The 1,214-nt window shown below is 61.0% G+C and carries 1 pseudogene; it reads left to right on the top strand.

What is annotated here, in order from left to right:
• The first annotated feature begins 59 nt into the window (after positions 1–59).
• Positions 60–1,197 (top strand): annotated as a pseudogene (locus MB818_RS21895) (IS3 family transposase).
• The last annotated feature ends 17 nt before the right edge of the window (positions 1,198–1,214 follow it).

Here is a 1,214-nt window from a genome sequence, read left to right as displayed (position 1 = left end):
CCGGGATAAGTGGATTTTCCGCGCAACAGCAGCATGATGCTGCGAGCGAGGAGAAGACCATGACAAGACGACCGCGCCGGAACCACAGCCCGGCATTCAAGGCGAAAGTGGCAGTGGCCGCGATCAAGGGCGAGAAGACCCTGATAGAGCTGGCGCAGGATTTCGACGTGCATCCAAACCAGATCAAGCAGTGGCGCGATCAGCTCCTTGAAGGCACGACCGGGGTGTTTGGGGAGGCGCCGAAGAGCGATCCGGAAACGACCATCGACGTGAAGACGCTGCACGCGAAGATCGGAGAGCTGACGCTGGAGAATGATTTTTTGTCCGGCGCGCTCGGCAAGGCGGGTCTGTTGCCGAGCGCAAGAAAATGATCGATCCCACCGCGAAGCTGAGCGTCAGTCGCCAGGCCACCGTACTTGGGATCAGCCGGGGCAGCGTGTATTACAAGCCCCGCCCGGTCTTGGACACGAACCTGAAGCTGATGCACCGGATCGACAAGCTGCACATGGAATTCCCGTTCGCGGGCAGCCGGATGTTGCAGGGGCTGCTGGTCCAGGAAGGGTTCAAGGTCGGGCGCCTGCATGTCGCGACCCTGATGAAGCGGGTGGGTATCGAGGCGCTCTATCGCAAGCCCAACACCTCGAAACCGGCGCCGGGGCACAAGATCTACCCTATCTTCTGAGAAAGCTGCCCATCACCCGCCCCAACCAGGTCTGGGCGATGGATATCACCTACATCCCCATGGCCCGCGGGTACATCTATCTGGCCGCCGTGCTGGACTGGTTCACACGGCGTGTCCTGGCATGGCGGGTGTCGATCACGCTGGAGGCGGATTTTTGCATTGAGGCTGTCGAGGAAGCACTGGCGCGACACGGCGCACCCGAGCTCTTCAACACGGATCAGGGCAGCCAGTTCACGTCCACCGGCTTCATCAAGGTGCTGGCCGCCCGCAAAATCAAGATCAGCATGGATGGCAAGGGAGCTTGGCGCGACAACGTCTTCGTCGAGCGTCTGTGGCGGACTATCAAATACGAGGAAGTCTACCTGCGGGCCTATGCCAGCGTGGCCGAAGCCCGGGTCGGGATCGGCCGATACCTGGGCTTCTACAACAGCCGTCGACCGCACTCATCGCTTGACGGGAGAACCCCCGATCAGGCCTACTTCAACAAGCCAATACCTGATGCGGCAGCGGCGTAACCCAGGCGGAAAAACAC

It is taken from the genome of Ruegeria alba (assembly GCF_022321465.1).
Taxonomy (GTDB): Bacteria; Pseudomonadota; Alphaproteobacteria; order Rhodobacterales; family Rhodobacteraceae; genus Ruegeria_B; species Ruegeria_B alba.
The sequence above is the reverse complement of the archived record's forward strand: the minus strand, read 5'-3'. Positions and strand labels throughout refer to the sequence as shown.